Origin of the sequence: Singulisphaera chitinilytica, from assembly GCF_049331405.1 — a bacterium.
Taxonomy (GTDB): domain Bacteria; phylum Planctomycetota; class Planctomycetia; order Isosphaerales; family Isosphaeraceae; genus PoT.
On sequence record NZ_CP186274.1, the window covers coordinates 2,834,326 to 2,849,948 of the forward strand.

Here is a 15,623-nt window from a genome sequence, read left to right on the forward strand (position 1 = left end):
GATACCCAAGGAGCTTATCATCAAGGCTGCATCGAATAGATCACGATATTGGTCGCGATCTTGACGGCGCTCTCATGGACATAGCCGCGGCAGTCGGGGCCGGCCTGTCGCTGGAGGGCGCAGCCGAGGTCGTGGGGGGAGTAGATCACGGCCCAGCGGCCTTCGACCTTGATGCCCTCGAGCTGCGGGGGAGCGTCGCCGCCGCCGGAGGCCTTGGTGTAGCGGACGCGGGAGAGGTCGTAGCCAAGCTTGTCGGAGAAGAGGTCGTCGTTGTGAGGGATCGGGACGAGGGGCGACTCGGGGAGGACGGCGGCCATGAGGCGGCGGAAGGAAGCGTCGAAGGCTCGGCTGCCGCAGGCGGCGTCGGCGAAGAGGACGCCGCCGCCGGGGTCGAAATGCCGACGAAGGGCGTCAAGCTCGCTCGCCGAGAAGGACACGCCCGACTTGCCGTGGAGGTAGATGAGCGGGTAATTCGCCAGGTTCGGGTCGTCGAGGGTCAGCTCCTTGTGGTCGATCACCACGTCGAGGCCCAGCGTCTTCCGCAGCGAATTCGTCAGGTTCGGGATGGCCAGGGGGGCGATGTTCCAGTCGCCGTCGTGGCGGAGCTTGGCGATGTGCAAGGCCCCGCGCTTGGGGGCCTCGGATCGGAACTCGTACACCTCTCGCGCGGCGAGCTTATCAGCCGGCCGCTCGCGACCGGTGGCGTAGTCGACGATGTTCTGGCCGATCCGCTTCGCCAGGATCACCCGAGGATGCGAGGGCCGCGCCTCCATCTGGTTCCAGAAGCAGGAGAGGTCGGCCGGAGAATAGACGATCGCGGTCCGGCAGCCGAGCTCGATCCCCCAGAGCGGATGCAGGTCGGGGCTCAAGTTGTGGTGGGAACGCCAGATCGCGTGGCCCTCGTCCAGGGGGTGGAGCTGATGCTCCTCCTCGGGGAAGAGCTCTTTCATGAGTGAGCGGAAGCCCTGGTCGAATCGAGTATCGCCGCAGCAGGCCTCGGCGACGAGGAAGCCTCCTTGGTCGACGAAGTCGCGTAGGGTCTTCCTCGCCTGGGCGGAGAAGGCGGGGGCCTCGTGGCCGTTGAAGTAGGCGATCGGGGCCTGGAGCAGGGCCTCGACCGAGGCCGAGTCCGGGTCGACAACCTGCCAGGTCATCAGGTGCTTCCAGTCGGTCGAGACGAGGCCGACGAGGTTGCGGACGTCGTCGAGGTCGTTGTTCCAGTCGTCGCCGGGGCCGTGCCTCAGCTTGTTCACCAAGACCGGCGATCGCCCGGTCGCCAGGAAGAGTACCGCGAAGCTCGTGGAGAGGATCGCCTCGCGCTCGATCGCGACCCCCGTCCATGAGCCGATGACGACGTCCTGGGTGGCGACGAGTTCCTCGGCCCCCTCGCGATACCAGTCGTGGTTGCCGATGTACCTCAGCCCCGCGAACCGCCCGACGCGCTCCATGCCGTAGAGGTAATAGTGCTTCCACTGGCGAAAGAACCACGAGCCCGGGTTCTCGCTGACGGAGAAGTGCTTGGAGAGCCAGTCCAGGCCCCGCTCAATGCCGGGGTTGACCTTCGCCCCGCCGCAGTCGTGGATCGCGTCCCCGTCGAGCCGCTCCTGATTCTGGAAGAGTCGCAGGCCCGTGATGATCGTCCCGGCGACCCCCGCGCAGGTCATGCTCGCCGAGCTGGCCATGGTCGAGATGTTGGGATAATACGACCAGCCCCCGTCGAACTTCTGGGCCTGCGTAAGGAACTTCCTCGCGAACGTCCAGACCTCCGGCCTGACCGGGATCCCCGCCTGAGCGGCTGCGTTCAGCCCGAGGAGGGCGAACTGCGTGCTCGAGCTATCCCCCCGCCGCGTCTTGTCGGAGGCGTGGGCCCAGCTCCCGGGCCAGCCCGGGTTGTTGTCCCCCTCGCGGATCTGGTTTTTCTCGAGCCACTCGACGTTCGCGGCAATCTTCACGGCGTAGCGTGCGGGGTCGGTCTCGCCGTAGACGATCGTCTGCATGGCGATCGCATAGGTGCCGTCGACCTCGTCGGGCGGGAACTTCTCCAGGTACTCGAGCGCCCGCTTGACCGCCGGCGAGTCCACCGGCTCCCCCGCCGTTAACAAGGCGTGCGTCACCAGGCTCGTGGGCCCGACGGTGTGCTGGTGGTGGTAGCCGGGGTTCGGCCACGAGCCGTCGGCTTGCTGCTGCCCCTTGAGGTAGACGAGGCCGTTCCGGATCGCCTGCTCGACCTTCGCCGCCGTGACGGGCACGCGAGGCTCGCGGGCCTTCGCCCGACCCGGGAAGACGCACGAGATCGCGACGGGGACGGCCGCCTGAAACAGCATTCGCAGGCGAGACACGTGTGCGGCGAGCGACGCTCGAAGGATCACACGCCGGTTGCTGCGGAGCATATCGTCGAGACTCCCGGGACTTTCGGCGGGTCGCGAGGCCCGTGTATCGGGACCGCGTCTGGGCGTCATTCAGGGAGGATCCGTCGGCCTGAAGCGATAGACCTCTACGCCTCTCCGGACGATGCGAAGTGATTCGAACGAGGCCGACGGTCTCTCTACACTCGTAATAGCGAGTTGCGAAACCCGCACGTCAAAATATCTACGCTCGCCTCGTGGAGCCGACCTTGGCGACGCGCGTTGATGTCTTGGGTGGCTTGACGGTGGCGAGCTCGACCAGCTTGACGATCGTTCGAGCCTCTTCCCGGGAGACCCTTCGACCTTGCAGGAGTGCCGCGACGAAGGCCTCGAGCGAGCCGCCGAATACGGTGTCCTCCAGCCGTCGAACCATGCCGCCGAGGGTCGGATCCTTCGGGAGGGTGGCCCGATAGTAGAAGGCCCGGCCCTCCTCGCGACGATCGAGCCAGCCTTTCTCTTCCAGGCGGGTCAGCATCGTGAGGACCGTGGTGCGCGAGAGCTTGCGCCGGGCCGAGAGGACCCTCAGGACATCGGCGACGGTGGCCTCCCCAAACTCCCAGACAACATCCAGGATCTCCATCTGGGCTTCTGACAGGAATTTCAAGGGGGCCGGCCTGGGCATTGTGCTTGCTCCTGGAAGAGACATCTTGCGAGCGTGCCATCGCCGTGGGGAAGACTCGTTCAGCTCAGACTCGAGGGGGTCGTCAACGTGCGGCCTGGCGCCAACGGACTTTGCTCGTCGAGGCGGTTCCCGATCCGATCCGCCACCGAAGGCAAACGCTATACCATCTGGTTTTCCGCCTGGTTCAAGGCAATTGGCCTCCGGCGCCTGGGAGAGGCCTCGTCGCGGAGAGCGAATATTTCATCGCTCGCGGCGACAATTTGTCCTTCGAGGTTCTCTGCATCGAATCCGCCGTCACCCCGCATCCGCGGCGCGGAAGTGATTGTGAGACGATCCGTTCCACTGGGTGTCGGCGGCGTCGACGGGGGTCGCCTTGACCAGCCGCTTGAGGATGTCGTCGGGCTTGAGGCCTTCCCCCTCGGCGTTGAAGTTGGTGACGACCCGGTGGCGGAGGACCGGCCCCACCACCGCGCGGATGTCTTCGACTGAGACGTAGAAGTTCCCGTGCAAGATCGCGCGGGCCTTGGCCGCCAGCACGAGGTACTGGCTGGCCCGCGGGCCTGCGCCCCAGCTCACGTAGTCTCGGATGAAGTCGGGGGCCTCGGGCTTCTTCGGGCGCGTCGCACGCGCGAGCCTCACGGCGTAGCGGGCGACGTGATCGGCCACCGGCACGCGCCGCACGATGTCCTGCAACTCGAGGATCTCGTTCGCCGCGAGGACCTTCGTAACCATCGCCTTGACCGTCGAGGTCGTCCTCCGCACGATCTCCAGCTCCTCGTCCTCCTCGGGGTAGCCGACCATGATGTTCAGCATGAAGCGGTCGAGCTGGGCCTCGGGCAAGGGGTAGGTGCCTTCCTGCTCGATCGGGTTCTGGGTCGCGAGGACGAAGAAGGGGTCGGGGAGCCGGTGACGTTCGCCGCCGACGGTGACCTGCCGCTCCTGCATGGCCTCGAGCAGCGACGCCTGGGTCTTGGGAGGAGTCCGGTTGATCTCGTCGGCCAGGACGATGTTCGCGAAGATCGGCCCGCGGAGGAACTTGAACTGGCGGATCCCCGTGGCCTTCTCCTCCTGGATCACCTCGGTGCCGGTGATGTCGGAGGGCATCAGATCGGGGGTGAATTGCACCCGGTTGAAGGAGAGGTTCAGCGCCTCGGAGAGGGTCTGGATCGTCAGCGTCTTGGCCAGGCCCGGTACGCCGACCAGGAGGCAATGCCATCGCGAGAAGATCGCGATGAGCAGCTCCTCGAGCACGGCCTGCTGGCCCACGATCACCTTGCCGATTTCGGCCTGGAGCCGGGCGAAGGCGTCCTTCAATCGCCCGACGGCGACGACCTCGTCATCATTGAGTCCTGGCGGAGACATCTCGTCGGGCACTCCGAATCTCCTTTCGCCGGCGCGTCGATCGGCGGAGGAAGATCCGCCGACGACACTCTCGTCATTCCACTCGTCCACCGAGGCGGCCACCCTCTTTGCAATCGCCGTTCCAACCCCCGAAGGTTGTCCTAAGTCGTTTCTCGGCCGGGCTCAACCCGCCTGGCAACGATCCTCGTCCCCTTGTGGAGTTGGACAGAGAATGTCCACGCGAGGTCGATTTGCCGACCCGACGGCGAGGTGGAGTTGAGTCGTGTGATCTTGTCCAACGATTGGGTCCGGCGAACGTTTCCCGGCGATTTGCTGTCCATGGCTGGCGGTTATTCCACCGCTGACAGATCCACTCGCGACGCATCGGTCGTGGTGCCGCTATTGCACACAATTGGGGAGTTGTGAACCGGACGACGTGGGTTGTGTCGAGTGAAACCGATCACACGAGTGTAATAACGTCATCCCCTCAGAGCAGGTCGCATCGCTTCCCTTCAATCCCGGCCCGTGAGCCTGGACAATGCGCGACGACAACGGCCACGATAGGGTCGGCCGACGACCCTTGGTCTTATCGTCCCGAGCCCTGGCACGATGCCGGCTCAAGAATGAAGACGATTAAGACCGTGGATTTGTCTGAGGGACGACGCAGCATCTGGATCTGGTCAGCGAGCGCCGGTCAAGGAGCTGGACAATGCACGTCATCACGAGGTGGGGGGGCGATCGAGGGCTTCGGGGCCTGCTGGCGGTCGGCCTGACGCTGGCCTGGATATTCGGGGTGGAGCCTCGCGAGGCGTCGGCCTCGGCGCTCGAGGCCTTCCTGATTCAGGCCGAGGTCGCGCAGCTCGACGGGCCCCGCAAGCGCGTCTTGCCCGCGGCGAGCGCCGAGCAATTAACCCCGGAGGCCGAGCAGGCCATCGCGAAGGGCCTGACCTGGCTGGCCGAGCATCAGCTCGACAATGGCTCTTATGGCAGCGGCTCGTATCGCGGGAACCTCGCGGTGACGAGCCTCTGCGCGTTGGGCTTCATGGCCTCGGGGTCGAGCCCCGGGCGCGGGCCTTATGGCACGCAGCTCGACAAGGCGCTGATGTACGTCATGGACAACACGTCACCTTCGGGCCTCGTCGCGGTCCCCGACGCATCGAGTTATGGGCCGATGTACTCGCACGGCTGGGGCACGCTCTTCCTGGCCGAGGCCTACGGGATGACCCGCCGCCCCGAGATCCGCGAGAAGCTCCAGAAGGCGGTGCGCCTCATCATCGACACCCAGAACGACGAGGGGGGCTGGCGCTATCAGCCGATCCGCCGCGACGCGGATCTCTCGGTCACGATCTGCCAGATCAATGCCTTGCGCGCGGCGAGGAACGCGGGCCTGTACGTCCCCAAGACCACCGTCGACGCCTGCATCCAGTATGTGAGGCGCTCGCAGAACCCCGACGGCGGATTCCGCTACATGATCCAGGGGGGGCCGAGCGCCTTCCCGCGATCCGCCGCCGGCGTCGTCGCGCTTTACAGCGCCGCCGTGTATGATTCCACGGAGGTCGACCGGGGCATCGACTACATCAAGCAGTTCAAGCCCAACGGCCGCACCTTGACCAGCTACGCCCACTACTTCTATGCCCATTACTACGCGATCCAGGCCATGTGGATCCGAGGCGGCGAGGACTGGGACGCCTGGTACTCCGCCATCCGTGACGACCTGATCCGCCTCCAACGCCCCGACGGCTCCTGGCCCGACAGCGTCGGCCCCGAGTACGGCACCGCCATGGCGCTCATCATCCTCCAGATGCCGAACAGCCTCCTGCCGATCTTCCAACGGTGAAACGACTCCTCCGGAACCTTGAACTCCGAAGTGTGGCTTTTTGCCGGGTGAATGGTTGAATCGGAGGAGGCTTCGGCCGCGGAAGAAGGGCCGGTCGGTTCGCAACGAAAAAGCCGACGCCTCGGGATGAATCCCGAGGCGTCGGCGAAGGTCGTGGGCGATTCATTAGCGTCGAGCACCGCTACCGACATGGCTGCGGGCAAAGCTGCCGCCGTAGCCACCGTTCCCGCCATATCCGCCGCCCTGGTTCCAGACGGGGCCTGGGTTCGACGGATAGCCGCCGCTGGGATAGCCGTTACCGGGGTAGCCGCCGGTCGGCTTGGGATAGCAACCACCCGTCGACGGGGGAGGATAGCAGTTCCCGGTCGGGCGGGGGTAGCATCCGCCGGTCGAGGGCGGGTAGCTGGGCGGATAGCTCGGGGGGCAGCTCGGTCGCGGGTACGGGTAAGTGTTCGTGGTGCAGGGAGTCGGGGTGCAGTGCGGGGGAGGCGTCGGCTTGCACTGTGGGTAGCCCCAGGGTTGGCCGCTCGAACCATATCCGCCGTAGGAGCCGTGGTCGGCCTTCGCCACCGAGGAAACTCCCATCATCACCAGGCCCGCCACAACCAGCTTCAGCATCGCGGTCTTCATCGCTGTCTCGCTTTCGTTGCCGTCGTCTTGGATTCGTTGGTTCGTTTGCGAGTCGTCGTGCAACCCGCTACACCAAGTCATCCGCAAACGGCGCGAAGACCGTGTCTGACTTCGCCAGGATTTTTTTCGAGGGGGGAGGGAGCCGAACAGGATTTCCACCGCTCAGCTCGCTCCGTCTGCTCCCGGATGACGGTCGCTGGTCACCAACCCGGGCGGGTTCGCGATCGGCTCGGCCACGACGATCGGCATGAAGCTGATGATGTCGCTGTCCGGCAACTGGACGAGCTTGTGGATCACGGATTCGACCCGGCAGATGCGACCCTCTTCCGTCTCGATGCGCTCGCCCGCTCGCGGTAGGAAATGGGCGAATACGATGGAGTGATCTCCCGCACGATCCCATGGCCGTGTCCGCTCTCGCAGGCAGACGAATCGGAGGGGTTTGAGGCCGATCTTCCCGGCCGACTCGTAAGTCTCGGTGGTCACGGTTCGGTCGTTGTCGCCGTCGTAGCTCGAGCTCATCCCGATCGCCTCGTCATCCAGGTTGGAGTGGGTCGTGTCTTGAAATGCGACTCGCCGAGCGGACACTGCCGATCGTCGAGATCCGCATACACGTGCCCAGGAATGCAGGCCGGATGCCATCGGCTCGGCGAGGCCGCATGTATTTCGGGTCAAAGGATTTGAGGCGACGATCTTCCGGATTCAATCGGCGAGTCGCCATCATCCGCCGTGCAAGTTGCACAACGATTCTTGGAGAATGCACGGCGGAGGATGTTGCCCGACAAATCCGCCCGGATGACGCCCTCCTTGACGTGGAGAATCGAAAAATATAGATATATTGATGTTATTGATTGCGTTGGCGTCGGATTTGGATGGGCGAAGCAGAGGCACGGGATTCGGGGACTCCAAAGTCGCCGGAGCGTGCCCGGTGGTCGTCAGCGTCGGCCGTTCGAGGGACGTCTCCATGAAAGTGTCGAGAGTCTTGAGAGGACACGTTCGACGCCGATGATCGGCCTGGCGACTCGATCTCCGACGAAGGTGCGTCGGAGCCTGGCACAGAGAATGATCCTTAACGTTCCGGCCGGCACCACGTAAGGCGAGGTGTCTCGCATCCGCAGGGATCATACGGAATCCTTTGGATCACAAGCGTTACCATAAGGGGTGATCCACGTATGGGGGGTACCACCATGGCCCGACCGCGTCTGACGATCGCCCCTCACCTGACGCACGACGAGATCTCCCTTCGCGATCGCGCCTGCCGCTCGGGACTGGAGAAGACCCGCTGGCAGGTCCACTCCCGACCGGCTCCGATCGACCTGCGGCACGCGCCGCCCGACGGCGGGCTCTGGAGCGGGCCCAAGGTTGCCGCCTACGTCCGCGACCGCTGCGGAGCCGTCATCTGCAAGACGACCTTGATCGTGAACATCCCGATCCCGATGCTCGGGAGCGAGGGCTCGAGATCAAGCCTCGTCGACGCCCCGCTGCGCGAGATGGTTCCTAGGGTTGATGCGAGCCTTCTCTCGCCGAACGTGGAAGGGTTCGACGAGGCGACGGGTGAGCATGCCGGTTCAAGGGGAGGGGTATCGCGAGGATGGGCTCTTATACGAACTACAGGGGTAGAGGCTCCCGAGGCATCGCGATCGGAGCCCCTCCTCCGTTCCCGGAACTCTCAGCGTCGAGCGATCGCCGCTATGGCTTCTCGCAGCCTCTGCTCCTCCAGGGTGACGGCGAGTCGGCTTTGCAACTCGATGACCGCCAGGAATTCATCCCGTGGCAGGTCCGCCCAGGGGACCCGGACGAAGACTATCCCGTCCGACAGGCGGCTGACGATGGCATACTCGCCGGTGTCGTCGGCCCCCCTGGATATCGAAAATTGTCGCATCGGCATCGGTCCGATGATCCTCAAGGGGCTTGACGAACGTCCATCGTGCGACTCCTGGGCGCGTGCCGACGCGAGGCCACAGCCCAAGACTATCAGGACGAACCGCCCCTGTCCTCCCTTGTTTTCAGCGAGCGGACATGAATTGATGGCTTCGCATCCGCATCTGCCAACGCGATGGCCCCTCGGCAACGCTTCGGTCGCCGAGGGGTCGGCCATGCCCGGTCGGATTGAAAGATTGCTTCGGCAATCCGCCAATTTGGATCGATTCGAGGTCAGGGCCTTCGGTTTTCGGGGGCTCTTGAATTGTAAAGTGTAAATGTGTCACTAATTATGTTTGGGTTCGCGATATCGCAGCCGCTGGGATTTTCGGTCGAGTTCAACGGGTCGACGGCGTGGCGGCATTGGCGGGCGTGACGGTGAAGAAACCCCGGATTTCGAGGGGCCTGGGTCCAATGCCGACCGTGAACCGGAAGTTGACGGCCTTGCCGTTGAGGTCGCTGGCATCGGCGGGCGTCAGGCTCGTGCCTGCGCCCTCAGGGCGGTCGGCTCTCGCGTTCGAGGCGATCGGTGATTCGTGCTGTGCAAGACGTGTTGCATCGTCGCGCCGGGAGGTGGCCGCGGGTTTCGACGTCGCGGCGTCAGCGATTGTGAACCCATAATGATCCAGCAGCGTCCCCTTCGCCTCCTCGAGCGCGACGATGGAGATGTTGTAGGCACTCTGGGCCTGGGCTTCGGCCGCAACGGCTTCGGCATGGGTGCTGATCGCGTCGAGGTAGCCGTTGAGGGTGGTGCCGTCGCATCGGCCTTCCTCGAAGGCCTCACGCAGGTGGGAAAGCCGGGACTCTCGGGCGGCCCTGACGTTGGCCGCCGTCTTGAACTGGTTGTAGTCGGCTTCGATTTCATGGAAGAACCGCGAGAGTGTTTGCGTCGTCCGGTCGCGAACCTGGGAGATCAGCGCCTCATGGCGTTGTCGGCTTCGTGTTTTGGCGTCATCGCCCTGATCCAACTCATCCAGTCGTGCCTGCTGCTGCACATTATCCGGCTGATTCTCCTTCATCGCGTGCAGGCATTGGGACCAGTCGGGGCTGAAGTGTTTCGCCGTCGGCTCGGTGACGGGGATGATCCGGCGATTATCAACGAGTGAGATCCCGATGATATTTCGAAGCCTCAGCTCGCCCGCCTTGATCTCATAAGATTTGTTCAAATAAATGAATTGACGTTGGGAGAGCTGCTGCTTCGCGTCCTTGACGTCGGCCTCCTTCGCCCGGCCGGCCTTGAACTCGGCCTCCGCTCGCGTCAATGCGGCTTCGGTGAGCTCCACCGCCTTCCTGTCCGCCTCCAGGGTCATTCGCTCTCCCGCGAGGCTCCAGTAGAGTTGTTCGACCGACCGCAGGTGCGCCATCATCTCGGCGCGGAACGTCTGGAGCTCGCGATCGCCCTTGATCCGGGTGATCGCGTATCCTTCTCCGGGCGGCTTCGTCGGATCGGGCTTGACCCCCTGGATGATCTCCGAGTTCTGCAAGGACGTCAGCAGGGCCTCCCGGAGTGAAAGTTCCCAGCGTTCGCCCGACTCGCCGGCAGGAGCGACGGCCGCGCGAACCTGCGCGTTACTGGGCGGTCCGGCCTTTCCCTTCGGGTCGTCCGCGGCGACGCGGGCGATCGAGCCGAGGCCTGAGGTGACGATGCCCAGTGCGAGGACGGCCGTCATTATATGTCGAATCTTGCCGAAAATCATGGTCATCAAGACTCCCTTCATCAGCGTCTGAACCGCCGTCGAGAACGTCCCGGAGGCCATCCTTGCCGCCAGAGACTCGGGGACCGCCCCCCTCGCCGCGTCCGCCGCGATCACGAGCCCTATCGCCGCCGACGGGGCGAGCCCGCGCCGGAGCAGGCGTTCGCGGAGCCGTTCGCGACCTCGGGCCCGCCAGCTCTTGACCGTCCCCACGGGCCGGCCCAACAATCTCGCCACCTGCTCGCAGGACTGCCCTTCGAGGTCGCAGAGCACGATCGGCACGCGGTAACGCTCGGGGAGCCGGTGGATCTCCTCGTGGAGCAACGGCCCGAGGTCGGCGTCTTGCTCCTCGCGACGATCGACCGACTCCGCCCTCGCCGCCTGTTCCTCGCGGCTCCGACGCTTCGCGGCCATCGAGCGGGCGCGCCTCGAGGTCCGCAAGGCGACCTGATGGAGCCAGGGGCCGAGCGAGTCCCGGACCCAGAGCGACTCGGCCTTCCTGAGGAGGATCAGGAACGTGGCCTGGAAGGCGTCGTGGGCGTCGTTGACGTCCCCCAGCCCGGCATGGCAGACCCGCATCACCATCGCCCCGTGGCGTTCGACCAGGGCGGCGAAGGCGAGTTCGGCGACCTCGCCGTGCCCCGTCGAGAACCGCTCCAGCAATTGTCCATCCGTCAGATCGCGGAACGCTCCGAGGTTGAAGAGCGTCTGGAACTGGCGGTGGACGGCTCCATCCTTGTGGTTCGTCACGAGTCTCATCCTCGGCCCGGGTTGGCGTCTCCGTACGGCAAGTAATGACCGCGAGACGGGGCTCGGTTGCAAGTTTCCCCGAAATGACGGAGTTTCGCGAGGCTTCTCCGGGCGTTCGATCCACGCAAAAGGCGAGGACGCCTTGATGACGCCCTCGCCTCGATGGGTGTTACGCTGAGGTTGGGAACCGGGGGATCCGATCAGGGATTGCCGAGGGCCGAGGCGTCGGGAATCCTGGCCCCCTGGTCGTCGCGGGTCCTGGAGACGAAGATCCGACCCTCCAGCGAGTAGACGATCACCAGGGCCTTGTGGACGCCGAAGAGGGGGTCGGGCAGGTCGTCCATCGTCACCTCGACCTTGCCGTCGACGACCTTCTTGCGCAGGACTTCCGTGACGTCGACCCAGGTGGCGTCGTCGCCGTAGGAGGCCGCGAGGACGGCGAAGCCCCTCGGCGGGACCTCGGCGAGCTTGGCGGGGTCGACATCCTTGGGTGGGAGTTCGACCTCGGCCCCCTCGCCCGATAGGGAGAGCCCGACCTTGCCGTTCAAGGAGTAGGCGATCATCAGGGCCTTGCGGCGGAACGGATACGAGTCCTGCAGGCCCCCCGTGGAGAATTTCAGGTGCTCGCCGGCCACCGAGAGCTTGGCCCGCTCCGTCTCGTCGCCCCAGCGATCCTCGGCGCCGTAGGCGACCGCCAGGACGGCGAACCCTTTGGGCGGCGGGGCGCCGGTCTTGTGCTCGCCGTGGACTCGATCGGCCGTCGCCGCCCTCGCCTGCTTCAGCCATTTGTAGTCGCTGAAGATCGGCCCGGTGGTGAGGTTGGGTCCGAGCTTCTCGAACTGGGCGTGCGCCTCTTCGAACCGGCTGCAGAGGTAGCCGAACGCGGCATACTCGCTGCGAGCGATGTGGTTCTCGGGCTCGGCCTTGAGGCACTCCTCGAAGAGGCCGCGCACGTCCTTCCAGAGTTCGTCCTGCTTGTAGAACTTGACCTGGGTGGTGGTCGGGAATTGCTCGCCGAGGCGGTGGTAGACCTCGGCGGGCATGAGGGCGATGCCCGATCGCCAGTTCTTCGACTCGCGGCAGGCCCTGGAGAAGCTGATCATCTCCTGGAGCGAGCCGTGCCACTTCGGTTCGAGCCAGAGGAGCTTCCTCCAGCAGGCGTCGAAATCGTCGCCGTCGGCGTCCATCGCGCGCTCGAACCACTTCTCCATCTCGCCCCGATCGCCATGGCCCGTCGCCATCTCGACGGTGATCATGTGGGTGGCGGCGTAGCTGTCGCCCGGGCTGAGCTTCCAGGACTCCTCGAGCATCTTGCGGGCTTCGTCGATCCGCTCGGAGAACTTCCGCCAACCCTCCTCGGTGACGTTGGGGGCCGTGGATGCGGTCCTCGCCTCCCAGCCGTAGTCGATATAGAACTCACCGCGAAGGGCGAGCCGGATCGGCCTGACTTCGGGTATCTTCGCGAGGACCCCGTCGATGCGGTCGAAGGCCGTCCTGAGGTCACCGTCGAGCTTCGACAGGTTGCCCATCAACTTCGATAGTTCCTTCTTCCAGAGCCTCCTCGTGAGGTGCGAGAGGCCGTCGACCTTGACGCTCTCGGGCAGGAGGTTCAGCACCGTCTGGAAGCAGTTGCGGGCATCGTCCCTGGTGGATTGCTCGCGATAGTAGGTCTTGAACTCGCCCGCCCGCCTGCGAGCGTTGGCCTTGTAATAGGGCGAATATTGGCTCGAGGCCAGCGCGATGGCCGCGGTGTCGAATCGGCGATAATGCTCGACGAATCCCGGGTTATTCCCGGCCTCGGAGGATCGTGCATAGATGTAAAGCACGATCGGGTCGTTGCAACCCGCGTCGATGGCCTTCTTCGCGGCCTGGAAGACCTCGTTCTCGCTGGAGACATACTCCGACTGGCTCAAATAAGGCACGGCCACTTTCATCAGGTCGCGGACGAGGCCGTCCCAGCGTACATCTTTTTTGCCGACCTTCTCGTAGGCCTCGGCGACCGCCTTCTGGTTCCACTCCAACGCCTTGCGCCTGTTTTCCTCGATCTTCGCCGCATTCTGCGGGATCGGCCATTCTCCCCTCGCCGCGAGACTCCATGTGCCGATGATTAAACCGACGATCGCTAACAAGCAGGATTTACGCATCGACAGACCTCTTTAGGTATCCGAATACGGTCGATGTCTCACGCCCGAGAGAGCTTCGCGATCGTAGCGAGGCTTTCCCGGACTCGTCAACTGAAACGATGCCATTCGGTCCCGTCGATGCTGCTCCTCAACGTGGAGCTTCGAAACGGTGCGGATGCGGGGATTTGCAACGAATCGCGGCGGTCTAGAGATCGGCTTGATCCCGAACTCCCGGGTCGCACGGCGATTTGAATGCGCACAATATTTTGGTGGATTCGACACGTCGAGCGTGTGACTTCAAGACGTTTCGCTTGCGTATTTCGAGCCCATGAAGGCCCCTACGCAACCGAAGGTCAGCAGGCCGATCATCCCGCCCCCCGCGACGTACGGGACTCCCCGCGACAGGTTGTCTTCCGCCGCGGCGACCTGGCCCCCCTCGTCTCCCCTCGAAGTGAGGGAGGGGACCGGAGCCTTGGGAGCGATGAGCATGCCGACGACCGCCCCGATGAGAACGCCGGCGATGCCACCGAGCAACCCGCCGAGGAAGCCGCCGATCGGCCTCTGCCGCCTGGAGATCGTGTCCATGGTTGAACCCAATCGAGTTGCAGACCCTGACGGCCCCGAAACTCACCCCTGGAATCTTCGGGCCGCCTACATCCAAAAATGTAAGGCAACGCCGGTGCCAGATGCGTCTGAATGTGTGTTTGCCATCGGATTCGCACGGCCAAACTTCTTGATCCTTCAACGCTTAAGACTGTCTCGAAGTCTAAGGTCGGGTCTTCGTCGACCCGCCTTTGAGCAATCCAATGCCGCCTTTCACCCGGCTCCGCCCGGAGTTGCATGCAAGAAGGCGAAGCGCAGGGGCGCGATTGACATCACCTGATATCCACAATTCCTCGGTCGAATCTGGACGATCGGGGTCTTCGCGCTTCCATCAGGCGATACTGGCGCATTCTTTGCTGGTGAGAGTCGATCGAACCAGGCACTCCGGGGCAGGGCGGGAAGCCTCGCACGTCGATCGGGAGTGCTTCGAATCGCGGACTTTCGCATCAGGAGCCTCATTCATGGAGTACCGAACCAAGCCTTGGTTCAAGGGACTCGTGGCGGCGTCGGCCGTATTCCCTTGCGGCCTCGCCCTGGCGCAGGGGCTGGCCAGCACAGACCCGCCGGGCCCGCCGGTGGATGCGCCTCGGGCCGAGAAGATTGCCCAGTCGCCCAGCCCTGGGAGTCGCGCCCTGATCGTCCACGCACTCACCATGGCCATCGAGGGGAGCACCCTCCAAGGCCTTTCACAGCAGGCGTTGGACCTCGCCGACCGCCCCGTAGCACGCGACGTCCGAGGCATGCGGATGGACACTCGGGCCGCCGAATCCAACCGCACCACGAGGACGCCGGAAGGCTTGAACAACGCCACAGCCCCGAACACCGGCGACGCGGGGACGGGCACGACCGGAAGCCCCGCCGGAGACGCGGGGTCGGGGGGCAACACCTACGGCCGAGACCCTCGCCGCCCGTGGTCCGGACGCCGGTCAACGCGGGGCAGCCGGTGACCGACGCCGGCGTGGTCCCCGTCGAACGACGCTTCGCGAACCGGACCATGAGGTCTCCGAACGAGATCCGGCAGCACGCCCGCAACGCCTTCGCGGCCAGCGATCGCCTGCTCCGCCAGGCGGCCGATGACCCCTCGGTCGAGCGATTCTACCGGGCCGCGAACCGCTACATCGCGACCTTGAAGACCCTGAGCGAGCCGGCGTTCCGGGCCGGGGAGAGCGGCGACGTTGTCCCGACCGCTCCCAACCCCGCGGATATCATCTCGATTGGCCTCATCAATCACGGCGTCAAGGAGGCCCTGGACGCCCTGGCTCTCAAGCAGTTGGTCTTGCTGATGAAGGCGGATACGCCCGAGGGGCGCACCTTGCTGGACCACGCCCAGAAGATGGACGCGGAGAGTCGCCAGGCCATCGACTCCGTCGACCGGCTCGAGGCTGTCACCGACCTGAATCCCGCGGGCCGGGCCTTGCCGGCCGGGAACCAACTCGGTGTCGTGGTGACGAACACCGGCGGGAGCAATGGGGCCGGCGTGCGCATGCTGGCCGACCAGTCGCGCGAACTTCTGCAAACGATCCGGGAACTCGGCCGAGGCACGACGGTCGAACGGCAACGGTAGTCATCCTCTGGGTCCATCGAGGTGAGCGGATGAGTTCAGATTCTTCGCCACACCCCGTCCGTGTACAGTTCGCAACACCACCGGAGCCCGGCCGAGATCGCTCGCGGCCGGGCTCATCGCATTGATACAGGGTTTTC

The 15,623-nt window shown here is 64.7% G+C and carries 12 protein-coding genes; 3 read left to right on the forward strand and 9 right to left on the reverse strand.

Features of this window, described 5'->3' with window-relative positions; all coding sequences use genetic code 11:
• Positions 1-20: 20 nt before the first annotated feature.
• The 3 genes from ACOYYX_RS11235 to ACOYYX_RS11245 all read right to left on the reverse strand — a co-directional run bounded on the left by ACOYYX_RS11235 (position 21) and on the right by ACOYYX_RS11245 (position 4,389).
• Positions 21-2,390 (reverse strand): DUF4159 domain-containing protein, encoded by a 2,370-nt coding sequence (locus ACOYYX_RS11235; protein ID WP_422930018.1) that lies wholly within the window; start codon positions 2,388-2,390, stop codon positions 21-23.
• Between the two features lie 199 nt (positions 2,391-2,589).
• Positions 2,590-3,027: a BlaI/MecI/CopY family transcriptional regulator gene (locus ACOYYX_RS11240; RefSeq protein WP_422930019.1), complete on the reverse strand. Its 438-nt coding sequence runs from the start codon at positions 3,025-3,027 to the stop codon at positions 2,590-2,592.
• Between the two features lie 294 nt (positions 3,028-3,321).
• Positions 3,322-4,389 carry an AAA family ATPase gene (locus ACOYYX_RS11245; RefSeq protein ID WP_422931613.1) on the reverse strand — a complete coding sequence of 356 codons (1,068 nt, stop codon included), beginning with the start codon at positions 4,387-4,389 and terminating at the stop codon, positions 3,322-3,324.
• Positions 4,390-5,077: 688 nt separating this feature from the next.
• Here ACOYYX_RS11245 and ACOYYX_RS11250 point away from each other — a divergent pair.
• Positions 5,078-6,205, forward strand: a complete 1,128-nt coding sequence (locus ACOYYX_RS11250; protein WP_422930020.1) for a prenyltransferase/squalene oxidase repeat-containing protein — start codon at positions 5,078-5,080, stop codon at positions 6,203-6,205.
• A gap of 165 nt (positions 6,206-6,370) precedes the next feature.
• On the opposite strand, the gene ACOYYX_RS11255 is transcribed toward ACOYYX_RS11250, so the two are convergent.
• The 6 genes from ACOYYX_RS11255 to ACOYYX_RS11280 all read right to left on the reverse strand — a co-directional run bounded on the left by ACOYYX_RS11255 (position 6,371) and on the right by ACOYYX_RS11280 (position 13,904).
• Complete coding sequence (locus ACOYYX_RS11255) at positions 6,371-6,835, reverse strand: hypothetical protein (RefSeq protein ID WP_422930021.1); 465 nt, start codon at positions 6,833-6,835, stop codon at positions 6,371-6,373.
• A gap of 162 nt (positions 6,836-6,997) precedes the next feature.
• Positions 6,998-7,354 carry a hypothetical protein gene (locus ACOYYX_RS11260; RefSeq protein WP_422930022.1) on the reverse strand — a complete coding sequence of 119 codons (357 nt, stop codon included), beginning with the start codon at positions 7,352-7,354 and terminating at the stop codon, positions 6,998-7,000.
• 1,147 nt (positions 7,355-8,501) lie between these two features.
• Complete coding sequence (locus tag ACOYYX_RS11265; RefSeq protein WP_422930023.1) at positions 8,502-8,720, reverse strand: hypothetical protein; 219 nt, start codon at positions 8,718-8,720, stop codon at positions 8,502-8,504.
• 370 nt (positions 8,721-9,090) lie between these two features.
• A complete protein-coding gene (locus ACOYYX_RS11270; protein WP_422930024.1) occupies positions 9,091-11,196 on the reverse strand; it encodes a sigma-70 family RNA polymerase sigma factor in 2,106 nt (701 codons plus the stop codon).
• 200 nt (positions 11,197-11,396) lie between these two features.
• The gene (locus ACOYYX_RS11275) at positions 11,397-13,340 is read right to left on the reverse strand and encodes a hypothetical protein (RefSeq protein ID WP_422930025.1); all 1,944 of its coding nucleotides are present in this window, start codon (positions 13,338-13,340) and stop codon (positions 11,397-11,399) included.
• A gap of 276 nt (positions 13,341-13,616) precedes the next feature.
• Positions 13,617-13,904 carry a hypothetical protein gene (locus ACOYYX_RS11280; RefSeq protein ID WP_422930026.1) on the reverse strand — a complete coding sequence of 96 codons (288 nt, stop codon included), beginning with the start codon at positions 13,902-13,904 and terminating at the stop codon, positions 13,617-13,619.
• Between the two features lie 479 nt (positions 13,905-14,383).
• Between ACOYYX_RS11280 and ACOYYX_RS11285 the strand changes: the two genes are divergently transcribed.
• Together ACOYYX_RS11285 and ACOYYX_RS11290 are read left to right on the forward strand one after the other, a co-directional pair.
• A complete protein-coding gene (locus ACOYYX_RS11285; RefSeq protein WP_422930027.1) occupies positions 14,384-14,869 on the forward strand; it encodes a hypothetical protein in 486 nt (161 codons plus the stop codon).
• Positions 14,833-15,486, forward strand: a complete 654-nt coding sequence (locus ACOYYX_RS11290; RefSeq protein ID WP_422930028.1) for a hypothetical protein — start codon at positions 14,833-14,835, stop codon at positions 15,484-15,486. The genes ACOYYX_RS11285 and ACOYYX_RS11290 overlap by 37 nt, the downstream gene beginning before the upstream one ends.
• The last annotated feature ends 137 nt before the right edge of the window (positions 15,487-15,623 follow it).